21 protein-coding genes are annotated in these 26420 nt (G+C 39.2%); all 21 read left to right on the forward strand.

Features of this window, described 5'->3' with window-relative positions; all coding sequences use genetic code 11:
* Positions 1 to 7: 7 nt before the first annotated feature.
* The 21 genes from G630_RS23185 (at position 8) to mgsA (ending at position 26401) form a co-directional block, all read left to right on the forward strand.
* Positions 8 to 1099, forward strand: coding sequence for a DUF4349 domain-containing protein (locus G630_RS23185; RefSeq protein ID WP_049946030.1), 1092 nt, complete (start codon positions 8 to 10; stop codon positions 1097 to 1099).
* A gap of 182 nt (positions 1100 to 1281) precedes the next feature.
* Positions 1282 to 3276 (forward strand): ATP-binding protein, encoded by a 1995-nt coding sequence (locus G630_RS23190; RefSeq protein ID WP_049946031.1) that lies wholly within the window; start codon positions 1282 to 1284, stop codon positions 3274 to 3276.
* A gap of 15 nt (positions 3277 to 3291) precedes the next feature.
* Complete coding sequence (locus tag G630_RS0101205) at positions 3292 to 4338, forward strand: response regulator (protein WP_026497483.1); 1047 nt, start codon at positions 3292 to 3294, stop codon at positions 4336 to 4338.
* Positions 4339 to 4361: 23 nt separating this feature from the next.
* Positions 4362 to 5105 (forward strand): response regulator, encoded by a 744-nt coding sequence (locus G630_RS0101210; RefSeq protein WP_022760012.1) that lies wholly within the window; start codon positions 4362 to 4364, stop codon positions 5103 to 5105.
* Positions 5106 to 5224: 119 nt separating this feature from the next.
* On the forward strand, positions 5225 to 6010 hold the full coding sequence (locus tag G630_RS0101215; protein WP_026497484.1) for a DUF6033 family protein: 786 nt from the start codon (positions 5225 to 5227) through the stop codon (positions 6008 to 6010).
* Positions 6011 to 6022: 12 nt separating this feature from the next.
* Complete coding sequence (locus G630_RS0101220; RefSeq protein ID WP_022760010.1) at positions 6023 to 6370, forward strand: DUF1292 domain-containing protein; 348 nt, start codon at positions 6023 to 6025, stop codon at positions 6368 to 6370.
* A 198-nt stretch (positions 6371 to 6568) separates the two neighbouring features.
* Complete coding sequence (locus G630_RS23195; RefSeq protein ID WP_196805725.1) at positions 6569 to 8506, forward strand: hypothetical protein; 1938 nt, start codon at positions 6569 to 6571, stop codon at positions 8504 to 8506.
* Positions 8496 to 9113, forward strand: coding sequence for a DUF5662 family protein (locus G630_RS20230; RefSeq protein ID WP_022760008.1), 618 nt, complete (start codon positions 8496 to 8498; stop codon positions 9111 to 9113). The genes G630_RS23195 and G630_RS20230 overlap by 11 nt, the downstream gene beginning before the upstream one ends.
* Entirely contained in the window at positions 9110 to 10384 is a 1275-nt protein-coding gene (gene pepT / locus G630_RS0101235) for a peptidase T (RefSeq protein ID WP_022760007.1), read from the forward strand. Before G630_RS20230 ends, pepT begins: the two co-directional genes overlap by 4 nt.
* On the forward strand, positions 10381 to 11829 hold the full coding sequence (gene miaB, locus G630_RS0101240; RefSeq protein ID WP_022760006.1) for a tRNA (N6-isopentenyl adenosine(37)-C2)-methylthiotransferase MiaB: 1449 nt from the start codon (positions 10381 to 10383) through the stop codon (positions 11827 to 11829). The genes pepT and miaB overlap by 4 nt, the downstream gene beginning before the upstream one ends.
* A 61-nt stretch (positions 11830 to 11890) precedes the next feature.
* Positions 11891 to 14557, forward strand: a complete 2667-nt coding sequence (mutS, locus tag G630_RS0101245) for a DNA mismatch repair protein MutS (protein WP_026497487.1) — start codon at positions 11891 to 11893, stop codon at positions 14555 to 14557.
* Positions 14550 to 16517, forward strand: coding sequence for a DNA mismatch repair endonuclease MutL (gene mutL, locus G630_RS0101250; protein ID WP_026497488.1), 1968 nt, complete (start codon positions 14550 to 14552; stop codon positions 16515 to 16517). The genes mutS and mutL overlap by 8 nt, the downstream gene beginning before the upstream one ends.
* Positions 16517 to 17470, forward strand: a complete 954-nt coding sequence (miaA, locus tag G630_RS0101255; RefSeq protein WP_022760003.1) for a tRNA (adenosine(37)-N6)-dimethylallyltransferase MiaA — start codon at positions 16517 to 16519, stop codon at positions 17468 to 17470. The genes mutL and miaA overlap by 1 nt, the downstream gene beginning before the upstream one ends.
* Positions 17458 to 18747: a methionine gamma-lyase family protein gene (locus tag G630_RS0101260; RefSeq protein ID WP_022760002.1), complete on the forward strand. Its 1290-nt coding sequence runs from the start codon at positions 17458 to 17460 to the stop codon at positions 18745 to 18747. Before miaA ends, G630_RS0101260 begins: the two co-directional genes overlap by 13 nt.
* Positions 18748 to 18864: 117 nt before the next feature.
* Positions 18865 to 19581 carry a RadC family protein gene (gene radC, locus G630_RS0101265; protein ID WP_044927663.1) on the forward strand — a complete coding sequence of 239 codons (717 nt, stop codon included), beginning with the start codon at positions 18865 to 18867 and terminating at the stop codon, positions 19579 to 19581.
* Positions 19582 to 19598: 17 nt separating this feature from the next.
* Positions 19599 to 20606 carry a rod shape-determining protein gene (gene mreB / locus G630_RS0101270; RefSeq protein ID WP_022760000.1) on the forward strand — a complete coding sequence of 336 codons (1008 nt, stop codon included), beginning with the start codon at positions 19599 to 19601 and terminating at the stop codon, positions 20604 to 20606.
* Positions 20607 to 21473: a rod shape-determining protein MreC gene (gene mreC, locus G630_RS0101275; protein ID WP_170832671.1), complete on the forward strand. Its 867-nt coding sequence runs from the start codon at positions 20607 to 20609 to the stop codon at positions 21471 to 21473.
* Positions 21474 to 21483: 10 nt separating this feature from the next.
* Complete coding sequence (mreD, locus tag G630_RS0101280) at positions 21484 to 22002, forward strand: rod shape-determining protein MreD (protein ID WP_022759998.1); 519 nt, start codon at positions 21484 to 21486, stop codon at positions 22000 to 22002.
* Positions 21995 to 24859 carry a penicillin-binding transpeptidase domain-containing protein gene (locus G630_RS0101285; protein ID WP_026497492.1) on the forward strand — a complete coding sequence of 955 codons (2865 nt, stop codon included), beginning with the start codon at positions 21995 to 21997 and terminating at the stop codon, positions 24857 to 24859. Before mreD ends, G630_RS0101285 begins: the two co-directional genes overlap by 8 nt.
* Positions 24849 to 25985 carry an FtsW/RodA/SpoVE family cell cycle protein gene (locus G630_RS0101290; RefSeq protein WP_022759996.1) on the forward strand — a complete coding sequence of 379 codons (1137 nt, stop codon included), beginning with the start codon at positions 24849 to 24851 and terminating at the stop codon, positions 25983 to 25985. The genes G630_RS0101285 and G630_RS0101290 overlap by 11 nt, the downstream gene beginning before the upstream one ends.
* Before the next feature lie 20 nt (positions 25986 to 26005).
* Positions 26006 to 26401 (forward strand): methylglyoxal synthase, encoded by a 396-nt coding sequence (gene mgsA / locus G630_RS0101295; RefSeq protein ID WP_022759995.1) that lies wholly within the window; start codon positions 26006 to 26008, stop codon positions 26399 to 26401.
* Positions 26402 to 26420: the final 19 nt, after the last annotated feature.

Here is a 26420-nt window from a genome sequence, read left to right on the forward strand (position 1 = left end):
ATTTATCATGAAAAGAAAATCCTTTTATAAAATCAGATTTCTTACAGGTGCTGTCATTTTGACCTTTGCTGTTACCGGTTGCGGTTCTTCATCAAATTATGCTTCAAAATCCGCAGAATCTGCAGGCAATTATGCTATGGAAGAAGCTGCAGACGGAGCTCTTTATGAGGCTGATTACGATATGGAAGTCGCGGAAGCTATGGAAGAATCGGGAAGTAGCAATGCCGAAACCGTTACGGAGGAGAAGGCTTCAAAGAAGAGCAACAGAAAACTCATAACAAATATGAGTATGACAACAGAGACCAAGGAATTTGATAAAACCATCGATTTTCTGAAGAACAGAACCGATGAGGTTGGTGGTTATGTTGAAAGCTTCAGCACTTCAAAGAGCAATTATTCGGACGAAAGAACAGCCAATATGACGCTTCGCATTCCTGAAGAAAAGCTCTCCGGATTTGTTAATGAGGTTGCAAAGGAGAGTAATATAGTCTCTCAGGATATGAACGTAACGGATGTTACGCTGACCTATGCAGATCTTGAAAGCCACAGAAATGCGCTCAGAGCTGAAGAGGAACAGCTTTTAACATTAATGGAGAGAGCTGATACAATAGAAGATATAATGTCTATCCAGGATAAGCTTACGGATGTTCGTTATCAGCTTGAGTCTATGGAATCACAGCTCAGAACCTATGATAATCAGATTAGCTACAGTACTCTAAGGGTGACAGTCAGAGAGGTTATTGACTATACTCCTGAACCCGTTAAAAATCCTACTTTCTTTGAGAGAGCAAGGGACGGATTTATCGAAAACTGCTACGATGTTGCTGATTTCTTTAAGGAACTGGCCCTGCTTATTATTACGCATCTGATCACTATAATAATTTTGGCTATTATAATAGTGATAATTATCATTCTTATCAGAAAGTCTGAAAAGAAGAGAAAAGAAAGACTTTCAAAGATGACGCCGGCAGAGAGGACTGCGCTACCGGGTATGGGAGCATATACCTACGGACCAAAGCCCGAGCAGGCAGATAATAATACTACCGACAAAACAGATAAAACTTCTGAAAATACAGACAATAATGAATCTGATAAATAAATAAAAAAATGAATTAATATTTATGAAATGCCCTTGGAAATTATAAATTCCAAGGGCATTTTTTTCTTATACTTTTTTAATAACTCATATTATTGTTATTGAATAACGCTAATGTTATGATGAAAAAAAGTAGTTATTGGTGGTAGTATGTAACCTGCGCATAATACGGAGATGTCTTTCAAATGCTCAGTGAGACCATAGCGGATTTTAGAAATGATGAAGAAAAATATTTTGAAATCTGCGAAAAAAATATAGTGAAAATAAACATGACGGTGCAAAGAAAGATGTCTATCGCACTTGTAGGCATCTATTTAATCATGCTTATAGTAGCAAAAGCGCTTCTGCAGGGTTTCAGACTACATGTAACCTATTATATTTTATTCATTATTCTCTTTTTGTTTTTTGTATCAAACCAGCAACTAAAAAACAGGGCATTAAGTCTAAGGTTGTGCAGGCTTGAATCGATATTTTTTTATGGGCTTTTATATGTGATGCTTATAGTAATTGACATTCTTCCCTATAAGGAGCAGCCGGCAGGACTTTTCCCCTTTTTTTTGATAATGTTTTCAACTATATATATAGACAAGCTAAGAGTTTACTTTGCTTTTGATCTGAGTTTGTGCATTGGCTTTGCTGTTTTTTGCTATTTCTGGAAGAGCAGATTGTATTTTTCCAGAGATATATTTGCGATAATAGCTTCTATGTTTGTTACGGCTATATGTACGTTTATATTGGTAAATCTGCGTATGAAAGAAGCTTTGAATAATGCAAGGCTCGAGGAACTCAGATTCAAGGCAGCGGAAGCTGAAGCTAATGCGATTGCTGCCAATGGAGCGAAAACTCAGTTTTTATCGCAGATGTCTCATGAAATCAGAACACCCATAAATGCCATAATCGGTATGGATGAGCTAATTTTACGAGAATATGATGATAATCAGCTGAAAAAGTATGCTCATAATATTAAATCAGCCAGTAATACACTGCTTACACTTATAAATGATGTTCTTGATTTTTCCAAAATCGAAGCCGGTAAAATGGAACTTTATAATGTGGAATATGATCTGGCTGACATGATTTCGGAACTTGTAAATATGGTTGAAGAAAGAGCAAAGAATAAAGGGCTGGAATTTAACACTATTGTAAACAGTCAGATTCCGCATCTTTTGTATGGAGATAATGTCAGACTTAAACAGGTTATTTTGAATATACTGACCAATGCAGTAAAGTACACCGAGCATGGGTCAATTGAATTCGCTGTCGACTATATTGATGGCGGGCATTTGGATAAAGACAGTTCAATAGGACTGAAAATATCTGTTTCCGATACCGGTATTGGTATTAGGGAAGAGGACATGCATAGGCTTTATGACCCTTTTGAAAGACTTGAAGAAACAAGAAACAGAAATATTGAAGGATCAGGTCTTGGAATGAGTATAGTTCAGAAATTCCTTAAACTTATGAATTCGGAACTATATGTAAAAAGTGAATATGGAAAAGGGTCAACCTTTTCCTTTGTAGTAGAACAGCAAATAAGAAGCTTTGAGCCAATAGGAGATTTCAAGGTAGCATACGATAAGATCATTGAGGATGACAGTAATTACAGAGAATTATTTACTGCTCCCGATGCGGATATTCTTGTTGTAGATGATAATGAGATCAATCTCGTGGTTACGAGAAACCTTCTGAAAGACACGATGATCAATATAGAAACTGCTTCAAGCGGTAAGGAAGCACTTTTGATGACAGCAAAAAAGAAATATGATCTTATGCTAATTGATCATAGAATGCCCGAAATGGACGGAATGGAGATGCTGTGGAGGCTAAAGAGTGATGAGAAGAATATCAACAGAGACACTCCCAGCATAGCACTTACTGCAAATGCTTTTTCCGGAGCCAGGGATGTTTATAGGAAATCAGGATTCCAGGATTATCTTTCAAAACCGATTATCGGAGATGCTCTTGAAAAAATGCTGATAAATTACCTGCCGGAAGACAAGGTTTATAAGAATGACAACGATTTAAAGAAAAAGAAGAAACCTCAAAAATACTCGAAGACCGGAGAAATAGGCGAGTCAAAGATAACAAATATTGAAGAACTGCGAGAAGATTATTTTGATGATAAAGAGCTCTATGAGGCGATCGGTATTATGATGGAGCGTGCAAACATACAAAAGTAGAGTTTGGAGGTTCTGGTGGACGCGAAAGTTTTAATAGTTGATGATTCTGAACTTGATAGATTTTTTATACGAAAACTCCTTGAATATCTGGGCGTTGATTCGGAAGAAGCCGATGGCGGGCGAGAATGCCTAAAAGCTGTTCGAAACAATGAGTATGCCCTCATTCTGATGGATTACCTTATGCCTACGATGAACGGAATACAGACGCTTTCTCAGATTCATGGCGGTATTGACAACAGAAATGAATCGACACCGACAGTAGCTCTGGTATCACCGGATGATCCAGAAGAAGGAAAAATGTGCCTGGAAGCAGGATTTTCAAATTATCTTGATAAGCCTGTTGATTTTAAACAGCTTATGGCAGTGCTAATAATGTATTTGCCTGATGCAATAAGAAATGATTTGAAACTTCCGGCGAACTCCAAGAAAGATGAAAAGCCGGAAGCTGCCCCCAAGAAGGAAGATAATTCAGGTACAAGCGACTTTATAAAGGCAATATCACAGATTCCTGAAATAGATTATAAAAAGGGAATATCACTTTGTGGTTCAGAGGAGGGATATTTTACCGCAGTTGGGATTTTTTATAATTCTATTGATGTCAAATCCGAAGAAATTGAGAACTATTACAAAAATGAAGATTATAAAAACTACACTATAAAGGTTCATGCTCTAAAAAGTTCAGCAAATATAGTCGGTGCACTTGCGCTGTGGTCGGATGCGAAGGATCTTGAAGAAGCGGGAAATAACAATAACATTGAAAAGATTAAAAATGATACTGAAAAACTTCTTTCTGACTACAGATCGTTTAAAGATAAATTGGCATTTCTGTCAACAGACACTGATGAAGAAAAGCCTCCGGTTGACGAGTCTGCTTTAAATGATGCTTATGCAGCTCTCTCGGAATTTATTGATGCAATGGATTTTGATCTTGCTGATATGGTTATAAAATCTATGAAAGATTTTAAATTACCGGATAAAGATGAGAAGATATTTGCTGAGATGGAAAAATTTCTAACCGGTCTTAACTGGGAAGATATGAAGAAGCTTTTAAACGAAAAATAAGTTTTTGAGATTCGGAGAATGCTATGGCAAAGAACGTGACTATCATAAGTTCAAATGAAACATTTATGGTAAAAGGGCTTATCATGAAGCTTAAAGATGTAGGTATTGAAGCTACTTTTTCTTCTGATAAGGTTGAGGATCTTAAAAAAAATGAGGAATCAGCTAATATTTTTATATATTATCTTGATGAGATTGTGCCTAAATCCCTTATTTATTTGAAGGATTTATGCCTTGAAACGCATAGGCAGGTGATTTTCATCAGCAATCCATTGGAATATGAAGAAGCTTTGCAGTATCTGCCGGAGTCTCATGTTCAGAACTTTTTCGAAAGACCGCTTCAGATGGATGAATTCATAGAGACCATGAATAAGTTCTTTATGGATGAGATGATGGAATCTCATAAGAAGAGCATATTGATTGTTGATGATGATGTAACTTATATGAGAACCATAAGAGACTGGCTTAAGGACTCCTACCGTGTTTCAATGGCGAACTCCGGAATTCAGGCAATAACATGGCTTGCAAAGAACAAAGCCGATCTTATTCTGCTCGATTATGAGATGCCTGTTACACCCGGACCTAAGGTTCTGGAGATGTTTAAAAGCGATATGAGCATTAAGGATATTCCGGTAATGTTCCTTACTGCAAAGGGAGATAAGGCCAGTATTGTCCGTGTGCTGGCATTAAAACCTGCGGATTATATTCTAAAGACAATTGATAAAGTTTCCCTGCATGCAAAGATAGACAATTATTTCAGATTAAATTAAAAAAAATTTTTATTTAGCTGTTAAGTTATTAAGTAAATCTTCCGATAAAAATATTGGAGTAGTATATCCATCTAGGTGACACGGAAGTCACGGATTCAAAGAGCAAAGGAGGGTTTCATATGAGTATGGTTAATGGCCTTGGTTCCAATATTGTGAACCAGCTAAGTGCTTATCAGCCTAAAAAACATGGGACAGAGAAGATGGAAAATGCAAAAAAACCGGATTCTCAAATTGGCGTGCAAAAAAATAAGGCTGCTTCGGAGACACATATCCAGGAAGGGGTTGAATTATCCGAAGGCGCCAAAAAACTTTTGGACGAACTCAAAGAAAAGTATGGCAATATGGACTTTTTTGTGTCAAACTATTCTTCAGATGAGGAAGCCGAGAGTATTATGTCTCGCGGAACAAAAGAGTACAGCGTACTGATTGAGCCTGAAATCTTAGAGCAGATGGCGGCAGATGAGGATGTCAAGAATAAATATATGGGCATCATAGATGAGTCGACAGGTAAGCTCGATGAGATGAAGGAGCAGCTTAAGGAGTCCGGCCAGGAAATTGATTCCATTGGTATGAAGATCGATGCTGAAGGTACAGTAAAGTTCTTTGCGAAGATCAGAGAGCAGAATGAGAAGTATCAGAAGCAGGTTGCCGCAGACAAGGAAGCAGCAAAGGCTGAGGAAGCAAAGGAAGCAAAACGTAAGGAACGAGATGAAGCGATGGACAAGCTTCGTGAGGGACAAGGGACCAAACCTTACGGAAAGAAGGAAGCTCCTTATGAGAAGGTTACTACAATATATGCTGACTCTGTAGACGAGCTTCTTGAGAAAATTAAAAATGTAGACTGGAGCCAGATTGAAGCTACACCCATCAAGGGCTTTGGCAACAAGATTGACTTTACGGTCTAAACGGAGGTGCACATGATCTTTTCAGAGATCGCTACAGAAATGAACACTAAAATTCAGAATGATGAGCAGATTACGGTTGACCTTGAACTTGATGAGGGCAAAACAGTTACCTGCGCGGTTCTGATCGTACTTACCGTAAATAAAAAGGATTATATAGTTCTTCTTCCGCTTGATGAACACGGACAGAATAATGACGGTAATGTATGGTTTTATGAATTTAAACAAGCATCGAAGGATGCTGAGCCTGAGCTTGGTTATATTGAGGATGACGATGAGTACGAAGCTGTGGCTGACGCATTTGACGAGTACCTCGATGATGTAGAGTTTGATGAGCTTATAGAGGCTGATCCTGAGGACTGAGAAGATCATAATACGAGATTGTTTTAAAATACGAGGCAGTATGGTTTATCCATACTGTCTCTTTTTTGATATTGAGACGTAATACAATTTACTTTCCTACATAACAGGCACAAATTGTGGTACAATATAGAGTCGTATAGTTGAAAAGGAAGAATGATGAAAGACAATCTGAAACAGGCAGCCTCCCGGCCTTATCCAATGGGAGTAAGCAGAACTTCAAAAGGAATACGTGTTTGCGCAGCATATAAGGGGAAAAAGGATTGCGGTATTGTCCTTTTCAGAAATAGTGATAAAAAGGGTACCAGAATTCTTTTTTCAGAAAACAGCAGATACGGTAAGGTCTTTTGCTCTGAAATAGTAGGCGAAACGGATGAGTTTACAGGATATATGCTCTATGAGAACGGAGAGCTATTTGTTGATCCGTATGCTTTTTATATTGACGGACTCGATAGATGGGGGAAAAATGTAGAGTCTGAAAATCTTCGCTGCAGGTTGGATGAGACTGAGTATGATTGGGGCCAGGATAAACCGCCACTTACAAAATACGAAGATTCCTTTGTTTATACGCTCCATGTAAGAGGTTATACCAAAGCGCCTTCAAGTGGTCTTGAGCTTAAGAAGCGCGGAACATACAAGGGGCTTATTGATAAGATTCCGTATATTAAGAGTCTTGGGGTAACGGCAGTTGAACTTATGCCTACTTACGAGATGAATGTTCTTGATATTCCAAAGCTCGGTAACGGCTCAAACAGCGGCAATATGCCGGAAGGATCATTTCTTAACGATAACAGAACCAGCGGAAAGATTGTTGTTTCAGATAACGGTTTAATACAAAAAGGCAATTCTGTTCGTCAGAAGATTAATTTCTGGGGATACAAAGAAGGCTATTATTTTGCTCCGAGAACTGCCTATGCCATGGATTCACAGAATGCAGATCTTGAATTCAAGGATATGGTCAGGATGATGCATAAAAACGGCATAGAAGTAATTATGCAGTTTTATTTTAATGACAATGCATCGGAAGATCTTGTATGCGGAGCGATAAGACACTGGGTATTTAATTATCATATCGACGGTGTTCATCTGAAGGGAAGTTATACGGCTCCCGGAATGGTATGTGCAGATCCCGCTTTATCTGATATAAAAATATGGTACTACGGTTTTGATTACGGCAGAATATATGGCGGTAAAGCTCCGGCTGTTCGTACACTTGGTGAGTTTAAACCGGATTTCATGTATGCATCCCGAAGATTTCTAAAGGGTGATGATAATTCACTGGGCGACTTCATAAAAGCAATGCTTAATAATAACGCAGAATCCGGCTGCATCAATTATATTTGTGACTATGAAGGCCTTCGTCTTGCAGATCTTGTGTCTTATGAACATAAAAGAAATGAGACAAACGGAGAAAACAACGGTGACGGTACCGACAATAACCTTAGCTGGAACTGCGGTATAGAAGGCAAAACCAGAAAAACGGCAATATTGGAGCTAAGAGCAAAGCAGATACGGAACGCTCTTACAATGCTCATGTTTTCACAAGGTACCCCGATGATTTTCGGTGGTGATGAATTCGGAAACTCCCAGGATGGTAATAATAATCCTTATTGCCAGGATAATGCTACAGGCTGGGTTGACTGGAGTCAGGCAGAAAAGGGTTTCAACCCGGGGATTACAGAATATCTGAAAGCTCTTGTAAAACTTAGATTCAAATATAAGATATTGCATGAATCCAAAGCATTTAAGCTTATGGATTATAAAGCCTGCGGATATCCTGATCTTTCATATCATGGGATAGAAGCCTGGAGACCGGACCTTTCAAACTACAGCCACAGCATAGGAATGCTTTATTGCGGACTTTATGAAAAAGCTGATAAAGAGCAGGATTTCTTTTATGTTGCTTACAATATGCATTGGAACCCGGTAACATTTGCTCTTCCAAAGCTTCCGGACGGCATGACCTGGCATGTTCTTGGTGACACTGATACGGCTTCAGACAATTTGAAGATGCATTCCGTTAAGGATCAAACTAAGATTGCATGCGCCGAAAGATCAGTAAAAATTCTTATTGGTGTTGGAAAACCGATTAAAAAGACAGTAAAAAGGCCGGTAAAACAAAATAAAAATGGAAAATAACGATAGAATTACATTTCGCGGTGCACTAATGCACTTTAAAACCATAACTAAACACAGACATATCGTTAGGCGTAACTGTTTTAAAATGGGGCTTTATTTTCAGGGACTTACTCATGATTTATCGAAGTATTCTCCCTCTGAGTTCTGGAATGGTGCAAGATATTATCAGGGAACTCGTTCTCCAAATACTAGAGAGCGTGAACTGTTTGGATACTCAAGAACCTGGCTTCATCACAAGGGCAGGAATAAGCATCATTTTGAGTACTGGATCGATTTTTTTAAAATGGGCGGTCCGGATAGCGACGGAATAGTTCCGTGTCCCATGCCCAATAAGTATGTTGCTGAGATGATTGCAGACAGAGTTGCGGCCTGCATGACCTACAGAGGTGCTGAGTATGATTCGTGGGATGCTTGGAAATACTATCAAAAAGAGAAACCGGTACTGAAAAAGCTCGTACATCCGGATACACTCAATAAACTTGAATTCTTCCTGGATATGCTTGGAAATCAGGGAGAAGCTGCGACTTTTAAATATATAAAGGAAATATTCCTTACAGGAAAAGATAAAGGTCGCTGGGAAAGAGAATTAGAGGAGAGTTTGAATTGAATAATATTTATGAACTTATAAAAAATAAACCGGAGGATCTGATAGAGAGATTCATCCGTTATACAAAAATTGATACCCAGTCTGATGAACATACAAATGTACATCCATCAACACCGGGGCAACACGATCTTGCAAAGCTTTTATATAATGAGCTTACTGAATTAGGTGCTTCTGACGTTTATTACGATCAGAAGTATTGCTATGTTTATGCAACAATTCCTGCTACAAACGGTAAAAAGGATGAATCTCCGATTATCGGATTTATTGCTCATATGGATACTTCTGATGCTGTAAGCGGCAAAGATGTAAAGGCTCGAATTGTAAAAGGATATGAAGGTGGCGACATAAAGCTTTCCGATGACGGAAAATATATTCTTTCTCCGAAGGATTTTCCTATTTTGACATCAAAAAAAGGAGAGGATCTGATAGTTACGGATGGAAGTACACTTCTTGGAGCTGACGATAAGGCCGGCATTGCCGAAATTATGACAATGGTCGAGACTCTTCTTAAAAATCCCGAGATACCTCACGGAGAGATAAAAATAGCATTTACACCCGATGAGGAAATAGGCGAAGGAACCGATAATTTTGATCTTGACAGGTTTGGGGCTCAGTTCGCCTATACGGTGGATGGCGGAGATCTTGGAACATTGGAATACGAGAATTTTAATGCTGCAGAGGTTGAACTAATTATAAACGGAAGAAGTGTTCATCCCGGTGATGCAAAGAATCGTATGCTAAACGCAACATTAATTGCATATGAATTCCAGTCAATGCTTCCGGTATCACAAAATCCCATGTATACAGAAGGAAGAGAAGGATTTTTCCATCTGACAATGATGAAAGGAACCTGCGAAAAAGCAGTTGTTTATTACATTGTACGTGATCATGACATGGCAAAATTTACGAAAAAGAAGGAACTTGTAAAAAGTATAGTGGATTTTCTCAATAATAAATATGGAGAAGGCACTGTAGAGCTTACTATGGAAGATTCATATTATAATATGATTGAGAAGATTAAGCCTCATATGCATTTGGTGGAAAATGCCAAGGCAGCTATGGAAGCTCTGGGAGTTGTTCCTGTAGAGGTGCCTATAAGAGGCGGTACCGACGGCGCAATGCTTTCTTATAAAGGCTTGCCCTGTCCTAATCTTTGTACAGGTGGGTATAACTACCATGGCCGATATGAGTTTGCAGTAGTAAGTGAAATGAGAAAAACTGTGGATATTATCCTTGAGATTTGCGGGATTTATGGAGATTTTAAGATTTGAAAAACGAAAATACATTACTTCATTCAGAAGCTGCCGGAAATGCCGGTGATGAAACAAAAAGACAGTTTGAATTTATGGAAAAGGTAAAGCAGAAGGTCGAAGAGCTTTCAAAGGAACTTGGAAGAAAGCCTACGGCCTGTGTTGTGACCTTTGGCTGTCAGATGAACGCGAGAGATTCCGAGAAGCTTATCGGAGTACTCACCAAAATCGGTTATGAACAAGTGGAATCGGAGGATGCTGATTTTGTTATCTATAACACCTGCACAGTTCGTGATAATGCGGATCAGAGAGTGTTCGGAAGACTTGGATATGTCGGCGGAATTAAGAAGAAAAAGCCATGGATGAAGATTGCGCTTTGCGGCTGTATGATGCAGGAGCAGGGAGCGATTGAGAAGATTCAAAAGAGCTACAGACATGTTGATCTGATTTTCGGTACTCATAACATTTTTAAGTTTGCCGAGCTCCTCAATACTATGTTTGAGTCCGACAGAATGATAATCGATATCTGGAAGGATACAGATCAGATAGTTGAGGATCTTCCCATTGTACGTAAGTACAAATTCAAATCCGGAATCAATATCATGTTTGGCTGCAATAATTTTTGCACCTACTGCATAGTTCCTTATGTTCGCGGCAGAGAGAGATCAAGAAATCCCAGAGATATTATAAGGGAGATTGAATATCTCGCTTCCGATGGAGTGAAGGAGATTATGCTTCTTGGACAAAACGTAAATTCTTACGGAAAAGGTCTTCCCGAAGGTGAGCAGATCAGTTTTGCCGAGTTACTTTCGGAGGTTTGTAAGGTTGATGGTATAGAGAGGGTTCGCTTTATGACATCACATCCAAAGGATCTTTCCGATGATCTTATCAAGGTTATTGCTGAAAATGAGAAGGTGGCAAGACATATACATCTGCCACTTCAATCCGGATCCGATGAAATATTAAAAAAGATGAACAGACACTATACAAAGGAGAGCTTCCTTTCTCTTGTAGATAAGATCAAGGCAGCTATACCCGATGTTTCAATTACAACTGATATTATTGTCGGTTTTCCCGGTGAAACTGACAGCGATGTAGATGAAACTATCGATGTTGTTAAAAAAGCGGCTTTTGATAATGCTTTTACATTTATTTATTCCAAGAGAACAGGTACTCCCGCTGCGGGATGGGAACAGGTACCGGAATCAGTCAGCAAGCCCAATTTTGACAGGCTGCTGAAGGTGGTTCAGGAGACAGCCAAAGAGCGTGCATCACGCTTTACAGGTCAGACGCATCGGGTTCTTGTTGAAGAGATCAACGAACAGGACTCTTCACTTGTCACAGGGCGTATGTCAAATAATACGCTGGTTCATTTCCCCGGAGATGAATCAATGATAGGTGAATTTCTGGATGTAGATCTTGAAGAATGCCATGGCTTTTATTACACAGGGAAAGTTCATGCATAAAAGCGAGCTTTGAAGTATATGGGAGAGAAAGTTGAAAATTGATTTTGAAAAACTAAGTCCTATGATGCAGAATTATATTCGCACCAAGGATGAATATAAAGACTGTATATTATTCTACAGACTTGGGGATTTTTATGAGATGTTCTTTGAGGATGCAAAAGTTGCATCCAAAGAGCTTGAACTTACACTTACGGGAAAAGCCTGCGGACTTGAGGAGAGAGCTCCCATGTGCGGAGTTCCTCATCATGCTGTAGACAGCTATTTGAGTAAGCTTGTAAACAGAGGATATAAGGTCGCAATATGCGAGCAGCTCGAGGATCCGAAGGAAGCAAAGGGTATCGTGAAAAGAGATGTAACAAGGGTTGTTACTCCCGGTACCAATCTTAATATGCAGGCTCTTGACGAATCAAAGAACAACTATCTGATGTGTGTTTTTTATTCGGATGATAAAAGTGGTATTGCTTTTGCCGATGTTACTACAGGAGATTTTTATCTTACCGAAGTGGATCAGCTTAAGGACATCCTTGATGAAATTCAGAAGTATCAACCCTCAGAGCTTATCTGTAATGATGCCTTTCTTGTAAGCGGGGTTGATATAGAGAACCTGAAGGACAGAAGTAATCTGGTAATCAATCCTCTAGATCCCAGATATTTTGATGAGGAAACGGATAAGCAGGTGCTTATGAAGCACTTTAAGGTGGGTTCTCTTTCAGGACTTGGAATCACGGATTTTCCCAGCGGCATATTATCCGCAGGGGCAATTTTGAAATATCTGACAGAGCTTCAAAAGGATGATCTTTCAAATATAATTCATATTTATCCTTATCTTACGAGTAAATACATGCTTCTTGATTCTTCTACAAGAAGAAATCTTGAGCTTATTGAAACAATGAGAGATAAGCAGAAGAGAGGAACGCTCCTTTGGGTTCTTGATAAGACCAAGACTGCTATGGGTGCTAGAATGCTGCGCAGCTTTATAGAGCAGCCTTTGATAGATGTTGAAGATATTATCGGAAGACAGAACGCTGTAGAAGCTTTGCTTAAAAATACGATTTCAAGGGATGAGCTTAGAGAGTATCTGGGTCCTATATATGATATGGAACGTCTGATGGCGAAGATAAATTACCATACCGCAAATCCCAGAGATCTTTTGGCGTTTAGAAATTCCCTCAAAATGCTACCCGCGATCAGGATTGTTCTTGAGGAATTGAAAGACACGGCTTCTCTTGCCGAAGTTTACGAGCAGATAGATGATCTGCAGGATATATATGAACTAATAGACAAGGCGATTATCGAAGAACCACCGCTTGCAATAAAAGAAGGTGGCATAATAAAAGACGGTTTTGACAGCGATATTGATCATTTCAGAAAAGCTAGTACAGAAGGTAAACAGTGGCTTTCTGATCTTGAGGCAAAAGAACGCGAAAAACTTGATATTAAAAATCTCAGAATAAAATACAGCAATGTTTTCGGGTATTCCTTTGAGGTCACTAATTCCTTTAAAGATAAGGTACCGGATTATTTTATAAGAAAGCAGACACTTACAAATTGTGAGAGATACACAACGCCTGAACTGAAAGAGCTTGAGGACACAATTTTAAATGCTCAGGATAAACTCAATAATCTTGAGTATGAGATGTTTTGTAAGATAAGAGATTCAATATCGCTTGAAATAGAGAGAATACAAAGTACAGCAAAGGGAATAGCTCTTCTTGATGTATATTGTTCCCTGGCTTATGTGGCTGAAAGAAATCATTATGTCAAGCCGGAGCTAAATGATAAAGGAACATTGAAGATTACGGGAGGAAGACATCCAGTAATCGAGCAGATGCTTGACAGAAGCGATCTGTTTATTTCGAACGATACATTTCTCGATGATAAAAAGCACGCTGTTGCGATAATTACCGGCCCCAATATGGCAGGTAAATCAACCTTTATGAGACAGACTGCTCTGATTGTGCTGATGGCCCAGATTGGAAGCTTTGTTCCTGCTGAGTCTGCGCAGATTGGTGTCGTGGACAGGATATTTACAAGAGTCGGTGCATCCGATGATCTTGGAAGCGGTCAGAGTACTTTTATGGTGGAGATGAATGAAGTTGCTAATATACTTAGAAATGCCACTTCAAAGTCACTTCTTATCCTTGATGAGATAGGAAGAGGTACTTCAACATATGATGGTTTGTCCATCGCCTGGGCTGTCATAGAGCATATAAGTAACAGGAAATTGCTTGGAGCCAGAACCTTATTTGCAACACATTATCACGAGCTTACAGAGCTTGAAGGAAAAATCGGCAATGTAAATAATTACTGCATCGCAGTAAAAGAAAAGGGCGATGACATTGTTTTCCTTCACAAGATTATAAAAGGCGGCGCTGATAAGAGCTATGGTATTCAGGTTGCCCGCCTTGCAGGTATCCCCGATATGGTAATAGACAGGGCAAAGGCTATTGCCGAAGAACTTTCCGACAATGATATAACGGATAAAGTTCAGGGGATTGAGATTAATCAAAAAAATGACAGAAGAAATACGGTAAAACATTATGATTCTGTTGACCTTTCTCAGATGTCACTTTTTGATACTGTTAAAGATGAAGATGTTATAAAGGAATTACAGGAGATTGATATTTCAAATCTTACGCCTATGGATGCCTTAAATACGTTATATAAGCTTCAAAACGAACTGAAAAACAGATGGAAAGGCTTTGCAGGAGACGTGACAAATGGCTAAAATTTTTGAGCTTGATCAGAATACCATAGACCAGATTGCAGCAGGAGAAGTTGTTGAAAGACCTTCAAGCGTAGTAAAAGAGCTTGTTGAAAATGCTATCGATTCAGGTGCTACGTCTATAACAGTGGAAATACATGACGGCGGAACCAAGATGATAAGGGTTACTGACAACGGATGTGGTATAGACAAAAGTGAAATAAGAAATGCTTTTAAGAGACATGCAACCAGTAAACTCATGAGCATTGATGATATTTACAGGCTGAAATCATTGGGATTTCGTGGTGAAGCTCTCTCGAGTATAGCTGCTGTTTCACAGACAGAGCTCATTACAAAAACTGAAAATGAGTTGATAGGCACAAGGTATTGTGTCAGCGGAGGCAATGAAGAATCTATTGAAGAGATCGGAGCTCCGACAGGTACTACTATTATTGTAAGGGATTTGTTTTTTAATACGCCTGCCAGAAAAAAATTCCTTAAAACAAATCAGACCGAAGGATCCTATGTGGGAGATCTTATGGAACATCTCGCTATGGACAATCCCTCGATTTCATTTCATTTTATAAATAACAGAGATGATAGGTTTACCACCTCGGGAAACGGCGACCTCAAGGAAATTATTTACAGGATATTCGGACGTGATGTGGCAATGTGTCTGGTGCCTATTTCCGTAACAGAAGGCGATTATACCATTGAAGGGTATCTGGGGGAGCCGGCCCTTAACAGATCAAACAGAAATTTTGAAAACTTTTTTGTAAACGGTAGATATATTAAAGACAAGATTATTTCCAAAGCTCTTGAGGAGGGCTATAAGGAATATCTTATGCAGCATAAGTTTCCTTTCTGTGTGGTTCATATTCGTATGCGCTCTGAACTTGTTGATGTGAATGTCCATCCTTCAAAAATGGAAGTGAGATTCAGCAATCAGCCGGCAGTATATGAGTTTATAAGAAAAAGCGTGGCGGTAACTCTTCATGAGCATGAGATGATTCCCGAAGTTTTACGTGATGAAAGGGAAGAAAAAGCTTCTGAAGCAAAAGCTGCAGCAACACCGGTTCCGAATAAAAATATTTCCGAAAAGAAAGCTGTTGAAGAAAAAGTTCCGGAGCCGTTTGAACAAAGCAGGTTATCTGAGGATAAAAAGCTCAAGGAGGATGAGCCCGTTTTTGCAGAGGGGATATCTCCCGAACCCGTTGTTATCGAAGATAATATGAAATCGCCTGTATGGACCAGGGTTTTTGGCGATCATACTCCGCCCAAATCTGAAGAAGACTCAAAAGCAGCAGGCCCCATTATAAAGAGCTCGGATGCAGTAATTGTTGAAAAAGGCATACAGCTTGATCTTTTTGATGAGAAGATACTGACCAAAGACAACAGGAATGAGTATACGATACTCGGTCAGATTTTTGATACATACTGGATAATTGCATTCAAGGATAAAATGTTTATTGTCGATCAGCATGCAGCTCATGAGAAGGTTAACTATGAGCGCATGATCAAGAGATATGAGAAGAAAGAGACAGTTTCTCAGCTTGTACAGCCGCCTATCATAGTATCACTCACAACGCAGGAGATAGATGTTTTTGAAAAGTATCATTCTTCTTTTGAAAAACTCGGATTTAATATAGAGCCCTTTGGTGGGCATGATTATGCGATCCGTGAGGTGCCTGTGGATATATATGGCTGCGAAAATGAGAAGGAGATGTTTACCGAGATACTTGATGAGCTCGCTACTGATAATAATCTTGACAGGACACCGGACGTAATTAATTACAAGATTGCGAGTATGGCATGTAAAGCTTCTGTAAAAGGAAATATGAAAATTTCCCGAATGGAGATGGAAAAGCTTATTGATGAGCTTTTGACACTTGATAATCCATATAACTGTCCGCATGGAAGACCAACGATTATTTCCATGAGCAAGTATGAGATTGAAAAGAAGTTTAAGAGAGTAGTTGATTGATGAAAAGACTTGTAATACTGACAGGTCCGACAGCTGTCGGCAAAACAAAAATATCTATAGAACTTGCCAAACAGCTGGGTGGCGAGATCATATCCGCGGATTCCATGCAGGTTTATAAGGATATGAACATCGGTACGGATAAGATATCAAAAGAGGCAATGCAGGGGATTCCTCATCATCTTATAGATTTTCTTGATCCTGCAGAGGATTTCAATGTTTTTGAATTTCAGAAGCTTGCAAAAGAAGCTATAGAGGATATCACAAACAGAGGAAAGCTTCCGATAATTGTTGGAGGTACGGGGTTTTATATTCAGTCTGTTCTTTATGATATCGATTTTTCCAATAATCATGATAGTGATGAGCTAAAGGCGTTTAAGCAGGAGCTGTCTGAATTGGCCCAGGCACCCGAAGGGGTTCATAAACTCTATGAAATGTTAAAGGAAACAGACCCCGAATATGCCAAAGATCTTCATGAGAATAATGTGAAACGCGTTATGAGAGCACTTTGTTTTAATAAGGAAACAGGTATGAAAATCTCCGAACATAACGAAGATCAAAGAGCCAAATCATCACCTTATGATTTTTTCTATTTTGTTCTTACTGACGATAGGGAGATTCTCTATGACAGAATTGAAAAGAGAATCGATAAGATGATGGAAGAAGGTCTTATAGATGAGGTGAAAGCGCTTAAGGAGAAAAATATAGACAGAAAAGCCACATCTATGCAGGCACTTGGTTATAGAGAAATCCTTTCATATCTTGACAATGAGGTTACAAAAGAACGTGCGGTAGAACTATTAAAGCGAAATACAAGACATTTTGCAAAGAGACAGTTGACCTGGTTTAGACGTGAAAAAGATGTATCCTGGGTTGACAAATCCGAGTTTAGGCGCGATGATATGGAAATTGCCAGTGAATTAGTTAGAAGGATTAAAGAAAGATGGAACATATAAATTTGAAAAGTATGTATGAAAGCATGGGCATCCCTTCGGATGTCTATGATTTTTGCGATAAAATCTGGAATGATTTAAAGCCTCGCTTTGAAAAGATCAGGGAAGTATCTGATTTTAATCAGGCTAAGGTTTTGAAAGCAATGCAGGATAATAAGGTTTCGGAAGCCTGTCTCCTCGGAACGACAGGTTACGGCTATAATGACATTGGAAGAGATAAGCTTGAAGCTGTATATGCATCGGTTTTCCATACAGAGGATGCTCTGGTAAGACCGCAGATTACATGCGGAACCCATGCGCTTGCTCTTGCACTAATGAGTAACCTTCGTCCGGGCGATGAGCTTTTGTCTCCTGTTGGAAAACCTTACGATACTCTGGAAGAGGTTATAGGCATACGTCCGTCAAAAGGATCTCTTGCAGAATATGGAGTAAGTTACAGCCAGGTTGACCTTTTGCCTGATGGATCATTCGATTTTGATGGGATAAAAAAAGCCATTAATGAAAAAACTAAGCTTGTAACTATTCAGAGAAGTAAGGGATATCAGACAAGACCGACACTTTCTGTTGAAAGAATCGGTGAGCTTATCAGCTTCATAAAAGACATAAAAAAAGATGTTATATGCATGGTTGATAATTGCTATGGTGAATTTGTGGAAACGATTGAGCCAACGGATGTAGGTGCAGATATGATTGTCGGATCACTTATTAAGAATCCGGGCGGCGGACTTGCTCCGATAGGAGGCTATATAGCAGGAAAGAGCGAATGCGTTGAAAATGCCGCATACAGACTTACTTCTCCGGGCCTTGGCAAGGAGGTTGGAGCTTCTCTTGGCATACTTCCACAGTTCTACCAGGGATTGTTCCTTGCACCGAATGTTACTGCAAATGCTCTTATGGGTGCTATTTTTGCGGCAAACATTTATGAAAAGCTTGGTTTTTCAGTTCTACCGAATAGTACTGAAGAGCGCTATGACATAATTCAGGCAATTACATTTGGAAAACCCGAACTGCTTACCTCTTTCTGTGAGGGAATACAGGCTGCAGCGCCGGTAGATTCATATGTTACACCGGAGCCCTGGGATATGCCCGGTTATGATTCACAGGTAATAATGGCTGCAGGTGCTTTTGTTTCCGGCAGTTCAATTGAGCTTTCGGCTGATGGACCGCTTCGTGAACCCTACAGTGTATATTTTCAGGGTGGACTCACCTGGCAACATGTCAAATACGGCATTATGAAGACTTTGGCGGTCATGTATGAGAAGGGACTTGTCAAAATCTGAAAAATACTACATTTTATAGAAGCAACGTTGTTGCTCACTTCTCAAATTGTGGTATAATCATTTGAGGTCTGATTATTTTTCATATTAATGTGCCCGAAGAAGCATTGGTATGAAATAATGGATAATAAAAAATCAATAAGTAAAATGCTGAATGAAGATGACGGTATTAAAAGTATGCTTCCATATGAGAGATTTCTGGAAAAAGGTCCGGAATCACTTACGGATGCAGAGCTTTTGGCGATAATTATCAGAACCGGCACTTCACAGCGAACACCAATGGAAATTGGCAATTATGTGCTCTCAATGTGTGAGAAGTACGGGAAAGGGATTTCGGGAATAAGATATCTGACCATGAAGGACCTCTTGCAGATCCCGGGAATAGGTCATGTTAAAGCTGTAAAGCTTATGTGTATTGCTGAGATTTCAAACAGAATTGCCAGGAGCAAGGCGAAGATGCGCCTTGATTTTAACGATCCGGGAACTGTGGCCGGTTATTATATGGAAAAAATGTGTAACTTCAGACGTGAACATTCAGTAGTAGCCTGTCTCAATAACCAGAATGAACTCATTTGTGAGTTTGAACTCTCGGTTGGTACGGTTAATTCCGCGCCGCTGTCACCAAGAGAAGTCTTTATATACGCAATCAAAAATAATGCGGTTAAGATTATTCTTTTGCATAATCATCCGGGAGGGGATCCGACTCCTTCATATTCGGATATTAAGCTTACGGAAGAGTTAAAAGAAGCAGGTATCCTTTTGGATATTAAGCTTTTGGATCATATTATTATCGGTGATCACACATATTTCAGTTTTACAGAAAATAATGTTATGTAATTTAGGAGGCTTATATTTTGGGCAACAATACTTTTGGTATCGATCTTGGAACAAGCAATATCAAAATCTACAATAAGGCAACAGATGCTGTAACTGTAGAGAAGAATCTTATTGCAGTTGAGAATAAGACATCAATTCTTGCTTACGGTGATTCTGCATATGATATGTATGAGAAGGCACCGAGTAATATTAAGATTTCTTATCCTTTAAGTAACGGTGTTATTGCTGACATTGAACACATGAAGACTCTTGTAAAGCTCTTTATCACTGATCAGATGAAGGGTGCACTTAAGCCTGTAGATGTTTATATAGCTGTTCCTAAGGATGTGACAGAAGTAGAAAGACGTGCTTTTCATGACCTTATAAGAGAGTCAGGTGTAAAAGCCAAGAAGATCATGATGGTTAAAAAGCCTGTGGCAGACGGACTCGGAATGGGTGTTGATGTCATGAATTCACAGGGTGTACTTGTAGTTAATGTAGGCTATGATACAACCGAGATTTCCATCCTTTCACTTAAGGGCATTGTTATCAGTAAGCTGATCAAGGTTGGCGGTAAGAAATTTGACGATGCCATCAGAAATGTAATCCGTAAAGAGTTCTCACTTATTATCGGTGAGAAGACTTCAGAAAATATAAAGATGTCACTTAAGGATCTTGAGAAGGCAGGTGAAGATGCAGTAGTTTACGGAAGAGATATCGTAACAGGCCTTCCGGTTGAGAGATCAATTCCTACAGATCTTTTAGATCAGTCACTGATTGAGAGCTTTGATCAGATTCTTGACAATATTAAGGCTACACTTGAGCGCACGCCTCCGGAGCTTGCCGCAGATATCTTCAAGAACGGCTTATATCTTACAGGTGGTGCTTCACAGGTATGCCACCTTGCACAGAGACTGTCAAACGGTGTCGGACTTAATGTAAACCTTGCGGAGAATCCGCTCAGTTCCGTTGCCATAGGTCTCGGTAAGATTATTAAGGATGATCAGTATAAGGCTCTTGCTTACTCAGTTGAAGAGGATGTATAAATGAGTCCTATCATTAAAAGAGGGGGAGATAAATTTACACTTCCAAGTAAATATCTCCTCTTTATTTTAACAATTTTATGTGTTGGACTTATCATAATTACGTTCAATACTAATGTTTTTAATCGTTCAGTTAACTCCTTTGCCGGAACAGCTGTTATTCCTTTTCAAAAAGGTATTACTACTGTAGGCGTCTGGATGAAGAGTACTGCTGACAATCTTGAAAGTATACGAGCTCTTCAGAAGGAAAACCAGGATCTGAAATCCCAGATCGAGCAGCTTACAATTGAGAATACCCATCTTGAGCAGGATAAATATGAACTGATAAAGCTGCGCGAATTGTATGAACTTGATGCACAGTATTCCGATTATAAAAAAATCGGAGCAAGAATAATAGCTAAGGATGCCGGCAACTGGTATCATTCCTTTGTTATTGATAAGGGATCTGATGTAGGCGTTGAAGTTGACATGAATGTAATTGCCGGCGGCGGTCTAGTCGGTAGAGTTACCGATGTTGGTCCTGACTGGGCTAAGGTTCAGACCATTATTGCTGATAATTCTTCTGTCAGTTGTACGGTTCTTTCGGCATCTGAAAATCTTATCGCTACAGGAGACCTTGAGTTATATAACGAAGGTCAGATTGCTTTTTCCAAGCTTGTTGACGAGGCTGACAAGGTCAGTGTCGGTGATAAGGTAGTTACTTCAAATATCAGTGATAAATACCTGCCCGGAGTTTTGGTCGGATATATCTCTACAATAGAAGAAGATTCAAATAATCTGACAAAATCCGGTAAGATTACGCCGGTAGTTCAATTTGAATACATGAATGAAGTTCTTGTTGTCATGGAACTGAAAAATACCGGGGAATAATATTGTTTTTATGCGAAGATTATTATTTATTTTTTTATCTATTTTAATAAGCTTCATAATGCAGACAACCGTATTCAGGGTGTTGGATTTCAGCGGAATTGTACCTAATCTGATGATCATCCTGACTTCCTCTTATGCTTTCATGCGTGGGGATAAGAGTGGAATGGTTGTTGGTATGTTCTGTGGATTGTTGGTGGATATTTTCTTTGGTACCTATCTGGGCTTTTATGCTCTTATCTATATGTATATAGGTTTTATTATCGGGAAATTCAATAAGATTTTTTTCCCCGAAAATATTCTCCTTCCTTTGGCACTAATAGTTTCTTCGGACTTTTTGTTCGGATTTATCTGTTACGTGCTTCTGTTTATGTTCAGAAACAAATTCAATATTACATATTACACAATAAACGTGATTTTGCCCGAGGTTGTATATACAGCTTTGGTGGCAGTATTTATTTATCCTGTTCTTATCAAGATAAATTCCTATCTGGAAGATATTGAACAAAGGAGCGCAAAGAAATTTGTTTAGTAAGATAAAGGAAGTTTTTGTCAATTTCATAACGTCACGTCTTGTCATGATATCGGCCCTGATGATACTTGCGTCTGCAGGGCTTATTTACAGACTTTTCTTTTTGCAAATCGTAAAAGGTGAAACCTACCAGGATTCATTTCAGTTAAAGATTATGAAAGAAAAGTCTATTTCTGCGGCCAGAGGTAATATCTACGACCGAAACGGCAATCTTCTTGCATATAATCAGCTTTCAAATTCTGTTATGATCGAGGATGTATATGAATCGGGTTCAGGTAAAAACGCTGCAATCAATGAGACGATAAATAAGACAATCGATATCGTCGAAAAAGACGGTGATACCGTTGATACTGATTTCAATATTCAACTGAGCAGTTCAAATAATTTTGAGTTTACTGTAGAAGATAAGGCTCTGCTACGTTTTCTTGCTGATGTGTACGGCAGAACAAGCACAAATGATTTAAAATACGAAGAAAGGTCCAAGACAGCAAGTGAGGTAGTGGACGATCTTTGTACTAAATTCGGTATAGGTGATTATTCTGAACCTGGAAATAAGAAGAGTTTTGTTCCCGGAATGGGTTATACCAAAGACAGGATGCTCAAGGTTATAGTCGTAAGATATAAGATGTACTCTAATAGCTATCAGAAGTATATTAATACGACCATTGCAACGAGTGTCAGCGATAAGACAGTTGCGGATATCATGGAGAATGCAAATATCCTTGAGGGTGTATCCATTGAAGAAAATACAGCCCGTGTATATGTTGATTCTGAGTATTTTTCTCAGATTATCGGTTATACCGGAAAGGTTTCCGACACTGAACTTGCTGAATTACAGGCTGTAAATCCGTCTTATAATTCAAATGACACAGTCGGTAAATCAGGAATTGAGCAGTCAATGGAACATGTACTGCAGGGTACAAAGGGTAGTGAGACAGTATATGTAGATAACACAGGTAAGGTTATAGAAACCAGTAGTTATATAGATTCGACTGCAGGAAGTGATGTATATCTGACCATTGATAAAGATCTGCAGGAAGCATGCTACAACATAATCGAGCAATCGCTTGCCGGCATTTTGATTTCCAAGATTCAAAATATCAAATTCTTTACTATGGGTGAAAATCAAAAGGCCAGTGAAATACAGATACCGATATATGATGTATATTTTGCGCTTTTTGATAACCATGTAATTAATTTAAAGCATATGGAAAGCTCTGAAGCCGGGCCTTCAGAGATGTTAGTTCATGAGAGCTTTTTGACCAAAAAAAAGCAGGTAAACGAAGGCCTAAGAAGTGAGTTTACGGAACTGAACACTCCGTATAATCAGCTTACGAAGGAGTATCAGGTTTACATGAGTTATATAGCAAATAAGCTATATAATAATGGGGTTATTGATTCCGAAAAGGTCGATAAGGAAGATAAAACTTATGTAGCATGGACTACAGAAGAAACAATTTCGCTTTCGGATTATATCAGATACTGCATTTCAGCAAACTGGATCGATGTAACGGTTCTTGATCTTGAGAGCCAGTATGTGGATTCGCAGGAGATCTTTAACACTATTGTAGAATATATTTTCAATGATATTTCTGAGGATGATGAGTTTAATAAAAAGCTTTACAAGTATCTTCTTCAGGATGATCTGATAAGCGGAAATGCTGTTTGCAATATACTGCTTGAGCAGGGAGTAGTAGAGCTACCTGAAGAAGAGCTTTCGCAGTGGCTTGCGGGCTCAGAATCTCCGTATACTTTTATGGTAAACAGAATATCAAACCTGGATATTACTCCCGCACAGCTGGCACTTGATCCATGTACCGGATCAATGGTTGTTACGGATGTTAATAACGGAGATGTTTTGGCTCTTGTGTCATATCCCGGATATGATAATAATAAAATGGCTAACGGCGTTGATTCAGAGTATTACGCAAAGCTTAGAAGCGATCAGTCTTCACCGCTTCTTAATTATGCAACGATGCAAAGAACCGCGCCCGGTTCTACCTTTAAGATGGTATCGGCAACGGCAGGTCTGATGGAGGGAGTCATAGATTTAGGCTCCACAATCACCTGTACCGGTGTATTTGATAAGCTTGATAATACAAATCCCGCACACTGCTGGATTTATCCGGCATCACACGGGTCACTCGATGTTACCGGAGGAATAAGAAATTCCTGCAACGCTTTCTTTTTTGAGGTCGGTTACAGACTTAGTCTTGTGGGCGAAAACTATAAATCCGAAGTGGGTCTTGAAAAGCTTGCTAAATATGCAGATCTCTATGGTTTAAGTGAGACTACCGGCATTGAGATTACTGAATATGATCCGATTGTTTCCGACATTGACTCGACTCGTTCCGCAATCGGTCAGGGTACCAACTCATTTACAACAGTAGGTCTTGCAAGATATATAACCGCTGTTGCCAATAGCGGTACATGTTATAACCTTACTCTGGTTAAGAAGACTTCTGATTCAAACGGAAATCTTCTTGAAGAGCATGGAGCGACTGTAAGAAATCATATAGATATGGATTCTTCTTTCTGGAATGCCATACACATGGGCATGCGTCAGGTTGTAGAGGACAAGCCTTATTTTGATGATCTGGCAGTAAATGTTGCAGGTAAGACGGGTACTGCCGAGGAATCAAAGAAACGAGCAAACCATGCACTTTTTGTATGCTATGCTCCTTATGAGAAGCCTGAAATATCCATAGCTACCAGAATAGCTTTCGGATATTCTTCAAGTTATGCCGCTCAGATAACCAAGAAGGCTCTTGCATATTACTTCGGGCTTGCACAGCCGGAAGAGGTGCAGAGCGGAACAGCGCAAGAATTGCAAGGTGGAGAAGCAAATGCGGACTGAGACATTTTTGGAAAAACTAAAAAGCTATCATATATTTGATTATGATTTTAAGCTTGTTATGATGCTTATAGCACTTTCCTGCATAGGCGTAATGGCTGTGGGAAGTGCGGATCCATCTTATAAAAAGAAGCAGATTGTGGGTATAGTTTTGGGGGTATTTATGATGATTTTCATATCCCTGCTTGATTACATTTTTATTTGTAAGTTTTATGCAATTTACTATATCCTGAATCTGGTTGTTTTATCACTGGTGTTTACACCTTTGAGCCATTCAGTAAAAGGTGCTACAAGATGGATTACTGTACTTGGAGTACAGTTTCAGCCCTCTGAAGCATCCAAAATATTATTGATTTTATTTTTTTCAGCGTTCATAATGAAATATAAGGATAAAGTCAAAAAGATATACTTTATTTTTATTTGTCTTGGGCTTTTGGCACCGCCGCTTATCATGATTGTACTGCAGCCTGATCTTTCCACGACAATTATGTTAACAGTTATTATTTGTTGCATATTGTTCTCAGCCGGCATAAATATAAAATTTGTGATAACGGTTCTTGCTATTTCAATTCCGACAGCCTTACTTGTTATTTTTGATGCGCTTGCGGATAAGAGTGTGATTTTGCGTGATTATCAGCAAAGGCGTGTTTTGGCGTGGCTTCATCCGGAAGATTTTGCTTCATCGGATGCTTATCAGACCCTTAATTCTATTATGGCTATAGGCTCCGGTCAGCTATTAGGAAAAGGTTACAACACAAACGAGATTAGTTCTGTTTTGAACGGCGGTTTCGTTTCCGAGTCTCAGACGGACTTTATTTTTACTGTAGTCGGAGAAGAATTCGGGTTTATAGGTGGATGTGCGGTTATTGTTTTGATTCTTCTTATTGCTCTTGAATGCATGGTTATAGCTGGTAGAGCAAAGGATCTAACAGGGCAGCTTATAGCTACAGGTATGGGGGCCTGGATAGGATTTCAGGGATTTCTTAATATTGGTGTTGCTACAGGAGCACTACCGAATACAGGAATTCCGCTGCCTTTTGTCAGCGCAGGACTAACATCTATTGTCAGCTGCTTTGCGGGTATGGGGTTTGTACTTAATGTACGACTGCAAGGCAAAAAATACTTTTAAGTTGGGGAAGGGGATTACCAATGAATATTGCTTTTATAGCTCATGATGCAAAAAAGAAATTAATGCAGAACTTCTGTATTGCTTACAGAGGTATTTTATCCAAGCATGATCTTTATGCGACTGGAACTACGGGAAGACTTATTGAAGAGGTCACAAATCTGAATATACACAAATATCTGGCAGGACATCTTGGCGGATCTCAGCAGATTGGCGCTGCAATTGAAGCAAACGAGATAGATCTTGTTGTTTTCCTTCGTGATCCTCTTACACAGAAGGTTCATGAGCCTGATGTAAATAATGTAATGAGATTATGTGATATGCATAATATTCCGATTGCAACAAACCTTGCTACAGCTGAATTATTAATCAAATCTTTGGACAGAGGAGATCTTGAGTGGCGTGAGATGTATAAATAAATTGAAGAGACATTTTAGC

It is taken from the genome of Butyrivibrio sp. WCD2001 (genome assembly GCF_000424485.1).
Classification (GTDB): domain Bacteria; phylum Bacillota; class Clostridia; order Lachnospirales; family Lachnospiraceae; genus Butyrivibrio.

Bases quoted from the DNA above. Each gene is read 5' to 3' on its own strand.
- mutL (WP_026497488.1), top strand. From the start codon at position 14,550: ATGGCTAAAATTTTTGAGCTTGATCAGAATACCATAGACCAGATTGCA.
- G630_RS0101210 (WP_022760012.1), top strand. From the start codon at position 4,362: ATGGCAAAGAACGTGACTATCATAAGTTCAAATGAAACATTTATGGTA.
- G630_RS23190 (WP_049946031.1), top strand. From the start codon at position 1,282: ATGCTCAGTGAGACCATAGCGGATTTTAGAAATGATGAAGAAAAATAT.
- mgsA (WP_022759995.1), top strand. From the start codon at position 26,006: ATGAATATTGCTTTTATAGCTCATGATGCAAAAAAGAAATTAATGCAG.
- mreD (WP_022759998.1), top strand. From the start codon at position 21,484: ATGCGAAGATTATTATTTATTTTTTTATCTATTTTAATAAGCTTCATA.
- G630_RS20230 (WP_022760008.1), top strand. From the start codon at position 8,496: ATGGAAAATAACGATAGAATTACATTTCGCGGTGCACTAATGCACTTT.
- mreC (WP_170832671.1), top strand. From the start codon at position 20,607: ATGAGTCCTATCATTAAAAGAGGGGGAGATAAATTTACACTTCCAAGT.
- miaA (WP_022760003.1), top strand. From the start codon at position 16,517: ATGAAAAGACTTGTAATACTGACAGGTCCGACAGCTGTCGGCAAAACA.
- G630_RS0101260 (WP_022760002.1), top strand. From the start codon at position 17,458: ATGGAACATATAAATTTGAAAAGTATGTATGAAAGCATGGGCATCCCT.
- mutS (WP_026497487.1), top strand. From the start codon at position 11,891: ATGATGCAGAATTATATTCGCACCAAGGATGAATATAAAGACTGTATA.
- G630_RS0101215 (WP_026497484.1), top strand. From the start codon at position 5,225: ATGAGTATGGTTAATGGCCTTGGTTCCAATATTGTGAACCAGCTAAGT.
- radC (WP_044927663.1), top strand. From the start codon at position 18,865: ATGGATAATAAAAAATCAATAAGTAAAATGCTGAATGAAGATGACGGT.
- G630_RS23185 (WP_049946030.1), top strand. From the start codon at position 8: ATGAAAAGAAAATCCTTTTATAAAATCAGATTTCTTACAGGTGCTGTC.
- G630_RS0101290 (WP_022759996.1), top strand. From the start codon at position 24,849: ATGCGGACTGAGACATTTTTGGAAAAACTAAAAAGCTATCATATATTT.
- G630_RS23195 (WP_196805725.1), top strand. From the start codon at position 6,569: ATGGGAGTAAGCAGAACTTCAAAAGGAATACGTGTTTGCGCAGCATAT.
- G630_RS0101220 (WP_022760010.1), top strand. From the start codon at position 6,023: ATGATCTTTTCAGAGATCGCTACAGAAATGAACACTAAAATTCAGAAT.